The organism is Bacillus sp. EKM202B (assembly GCF_011066025.1).
GTDB lineage: Bacteria > Bacillota > Bacilli > Bacillales > Bacillaceae_G > Bacillus_A > Bacillus_A toyonensis.
Map to the genome: position 1 here is coordinate 1 of NZ_JAAMNK010000041.1, position 4,753 is coordinate 4,753.

Below are 4,753 nucleotides of genomic sequence, written 5' to 3' on the forward strand. Positions count from 1 at the left end.
TTCCGTTCTCTTCATACAATACTTTGACAGGTAACTGAACACCTGGATTTGCTTTTTGCTGTGCCTTAAATGTATATTGTGTTTCCTCATATCCTTCTAATCGAAAGTAAATTTGTATAAAGTTTTTGTGTTGATTGTATTCCCTTTGTTCTACAATCAATGTCCCCATACCCGACAACTTAATTACTTTATTTGTTTCTGTATGGAATAGCTTTTCATCGTTTGGCATGTATATTTTAGATGTCAAGAAAGCGAAAAAGCCAAGGCTTTTTTGAAAAAGTGCTTGGCTGATTTGATATTTCTATTTTTACTTAAGTAAAAATTAGTGGTATTCCCTTTTGAATCGACTGCATGATACAAATACATCCATTGCCCTTTTACTTTTATGTATGTTTCATCTACTCTCCACGAGCCATTGCTCTGCTTGAGATGACGCTGGATTCCCTTATCTAACTCAGGACCATATTGATGGACCCAACGCATAATTGTTGAGTGAGCTATCGAAAGGCCTCGTTCTTCCATTATTTCAACCAAATCACGAAAACTTAAGTTGTACCGTAGGTACCATCTCACTGGAAGAAGGATGGTGTCAGGCTGATAATGTTTCCATTTGAACAAATTTTGGTTTCCCATACTGATCATGCCCCATTTTTAGAGTAGTAGTACCAGTATGTCCAAGTTTAAGAGATGTTTTACACCACAACCGCATATTTAATATTTCATTGTAAATATTAAAATCAAAATCAAATTCTCTTTTTCTAGCAAATAACTCATTTATTTTAGAATTATTGGTATCAAACATTGTTGCAAGTTGTCTATTAGTAATCCCCTTATCATTTAGATCCTTATGAATTTTTTCTAGAATCATGTTATATTCCCACATCCTCTTGAAATGCTAGTCTATAGAAAAATTTATACGCTTAGAATATTCTGTAAATATATTCTACCAGAAATCAGTAAATCTTTCGTTCCAATATACATTTTTCTATATTTCTATATAAAATACTGAATTTTCAGTTATATAAATCCGTTTTACACATAGTTTTTTGAACTCTAATCTCTACCTGTAACTTTTACAATTCACTTTGACGTAGTCCTATTACAACTAGCTTAAGTTGAAAATAAAGAGTAGTAATTCCCAATATAGAATCGCAATATAATAGTTTTGTGAGCAATTAATAACTCTCTTTATCCTATTTTTAAAAAAATTGTATTGCCCTTTTCATATCAACCATAGATCTTTTCCAGAGTAATAAAATTCGTATATCCTAGCGTACATTTTTTTATAGTATTAAATTTAAATGTATTTTTTATCTATTGTTTCCTTTTACATTTTTAAGTAAGCAGTGTCTCTTTAAATAGTATTTTAAAACCTAATATACTATATATCTTTTATATAAAAAGAATATAAAGATAAAACTATTATACTTCTAAAAAATAGCTTACAAATGCAGTAATAATAAGGGGTTTCAAGTTATAGAACCATAAAAAATCGAAAAGAACACTTATTGGAAATGTATTTAATGTATTCTAAGTCGCTCTAAATATACAAAATATCATAAAGTTAGTTTAATTATTCTACATATAATCATCATTATTTTGATGCATAAAAATGTATATAAGATTAATGGTAGTCTAGCTTAAATTAATAGCATGATTTCCACATAAGCTATAAAATAACCCACACTTTACTAACATTTAGAAGTAAGGTATAAACATAATTCAGTAAATCAACATTATTAACAAGAAACATTCTGATTTTAAGTAGATTCATGTGTAAAACCTTTATAAATAAAGCTTTGAACTATAATATTGTACACATTTGGACAATATTATTAAGATATCCACTGAATTTATATATATATTTATGATTTTTATTAGACTAAACCCCATAAGTAGAAAGAATGTTCAGGAAAATGAAAAGTGAAATTGTTAATTACTGATTATATTTTAGGAATTTTGTATAGAAGTGTATAAAAAAAGAGAGGTATTCTAACTAAAATTTAAGAATCTCTCTCTTTTATGTTTGGATAGTACGAATATAATTTCTAATTTCAGCACGAATAGCCCTCCTTCTTTAATTTTTCAAAAAAGGAGAGCATGTAATTTTACATTGCATGAAGCAGCTGATCTACCGTGCATGGTGTTTCACTATTTTTACGGTAATAGGCTTCTAAGGAATGAAGAAAATCGATTAAATTAAAGTCTTTAGGAACTTCAATTACGCGGATTTTTTCATTAGGCAATCTATCAATTTTTTCAATGAACAGTTCACGAATATCACTTGGAATTTGATGTTCTTTATGACCATTAGATTTTAATAATTCACGAATTTCAATTTCCAATGCAGTATACGCGTTAACATTTACTCCTTGCTCAAAAGCATATTTCCTAAATAGTGTTTCTTCTCGATACTGCATATAATTACGATGGTATGCTTCTTCAGTCACAGGAACTGCATATGTAGAATGAAGAAGGTCATGCGCTTTACAGAATAACTTTTTAACATTTTGCAATGAATATATAGCAAAGTGAGTACCAAATTTAAATATCGCATCTTCTTGTTTATCTTTCGGTACATTATGTGTAATCAGAGAATAAATACCTGTTTTGGCAGCCGTATCTAATACACGATATTGAGAAGACTGCTTTAATAATTTGCTTAGCGTATAAACAAGATTTTTAGGGAAACCTTCTTGTCTATCAATCATTTCGCGTAATCCACGAATTACTTGGCGGATTTGACGATGACAGGAATGTTTTAAGACATTTACAAATTGGTTTATATCTTTTGTAAATTCTGCAATATTCATTTCAACTAACGATTCTTCAATGAACTTAGCTTTACGTTTATATGTAAGTTTTGGTGTAAACGGATCGCGATACTCTTCCCCTACTTCCTTATTACACAGGAAATCAGGGTGTACAGATAAATACAGTGTTGTATACTGCTTTTTATTCTTTTTCCCTTTTTCTAATTTGCAAATTTTAAACAAAGAAGATCCAGTAGCAGTTGATTTAGTTGTTAATTCAGCCATTACAGAACGTATCTGATGTGGGTATTTCTTATGTAAGAAGCGATACATACCGCCAAAATGAGTTTGTTGTCCTTGTTCATCAAATTTATATAGTGAACGTTTCAAAGTAGTTTCTCGTTTTTGCTGCATTACGATATCAATAAATAGCTTTTTAGCAGCAATAGATAAATCGAAGAACTCTTTTGTAAATACAATTGGACTGATAAATGTGTAAGGATTCGCTTTATTCGTTTCCTTGTTCATAAAATCAGTTAATGTAATTTTATATTTACCACTGTATTCATTCTCAATTTCAATGATGTTGTGTAAGCTAAGCTTTTTCAACGCAACATAGAATTGTGAATGATGAATATGCGCAAATGCTTCTTTATAGTTTTTGTAGTCTTCCCAAAGCATGTGAATGGAAACATGCGAAAGTTCACCATATGTATTACATTTTTTATGTAGAAATAGAAATACTTCTAGATCTGCATTAGTAATACCATATAGCTTATGCTTTCTACCATTTGCTTTTGTAAAGAGATTTTTCATTTGAAGTGAAAAAGATGGTTTGGCTTTTTCAACAAACCCCTCTTCGTCTGCGATTCGTTCCTCGTAAGACATTGAATTTACGATATCTTCTAAATATGTATCTTTAAAGCTATAGTATTTGCCTTCTAAAGCTGCCACTAATTTTTGCCACGCTTTAATTGTTACTAATACTGGAGTTGTTGTTTCACCATTTAAACTACGTTTGTTCTTTATAACGAAAGGTTTAGCCATCTTTTTCACCTCCTCTTATTATGAGTTTTAGCTTTCACCTAAATAGGATATAAAAATTCACTTTTGATTATATCAAATCGAATGTTGGTGAAATGTGTCTCTTTAAGAAGAAAATTTCAAATATGAAACGTCGTTTGAGCCTTAGGGGCACAAGGGATTCAACGTTTCATAAAAAAAAACTTTTGGCCACCATAAAGCTATAAGGGATTTTAAATATGAAACGCATCTAAAATTAATGAAACAGCCTAAGAACCTTGAAATGATAGGTTTTTAGGCAGTGTTCGAATAAAAGTTGTTGCCATCATATAGCTATACCGTTTCATGTTTTGAAATGACTAAATGATGTATAGGGTGTATACATAAATGTTGTTATATAGCGATTTTTTGTCATTTTATGCCAAGGTATTATTGCCATCATATAGCTATATACGTTTCATGTTTTTTTAAAAGTGTTGCCATTATATAGCTATGACGTTTCATGTTTTAAATCAATGTTTCATTGTACTTGAAATGCATCTAATCCCTTTCTATATATGGATTTATAGGGATTTATGCAAAGAAACTTATTGCCATCATATAGCTATATTATTTCATTGGAATTTTTTCAGTTTTCTTAAAAGGTGGCTTTATATCAGTGTTTATCACTAATTTAAATAAAAAAAATATTTTTTTATAAAAAGATTTTAGTATAGTTACGTTTCATATTTTAAGAGTTGTTGCCACCATAAAGCTATACCGTTTCATGTTTTCAACAGTTCCTGCCAGAATGTAGCTATGGTGTTTCAAAAAGTAGAGGTATTAGTATTGATGTATGAAATACTGTTAATTGTAGTTAGATAAAACCCGACAAACCATAGGTATTTCTTGTTGAGAATAAACTGGCCACCATAAAGCTAAACCGTTTCAAGTTTTTAATAGTACTTGCCAGAATGTAGCTATGGTGTTTCAAAAAG

The 4,753-nt window shown here is 29.9% G+C and carries 2 protein-coding genes and 2 pseudogenes; all 4 read right to left on the reverse strand.

What is annotated here, in order from left to right; translation table 11 throughout:
• Positions 1 to 229 (reverse strand): annotated as a pseudogene (locus tag G9F74_RS26700) (hypothetical protein); the annotation flags it as partial.
• A 32-nt stretch (positions 230 to 261) separates the two neighbouring features.
• A pseudogene (locus G9F74_RS26705) lies at positions 262 to 633 on the reverse strand (IS6 family transposase); the annotation flags it as partial.
• Positions 590 to 868 carry a hypothetical protein gene (locus tag G9F74_RS30260; RefSeq protein ID WP_016107837.1) on the reverse strand — a complete coding sequence of 93 codons (279 nt, stop codon included), beginning with the start codon at positions 866 to 868 and terminating at the stop codon, positions 590 to 592. The pseudogene G9F74_RS26705 and the gene G9F74_RS30260, both read right to left, overlap by 44 nt.
• Before the next feature lie 1,240 nt (positions 869 to 2,108).
• Positions 2,109 to 3,800, reverse strand: coding sequence for a hypothetical protein (locus G9F74_RS26715; RefSeq protein WP_016107838.1), 1,692 nt, complete (start codon positions 3,798 to 3,800; stop codon positions 2,109 to 2,111).
• Positions 3,801 to 4,753: the final 953 nt, after the last annotated feature.

Coding starts and splice junctions, on each gene's coding strand:
- G9F74_RS26715 (WP_016107838.1), bottom strand. CDS start 3,800: ATGGCTAAACCTTTCGTTATAAAGAACAAACGTAGTTTAAATGGTGAA.
- G9F74_RS30260 (WP_016107837.1), bottom strand. CDS start 868: ATGATTCTAGAAAAAATTCATAAGGATCTAAATGATAAGGGGATTACT.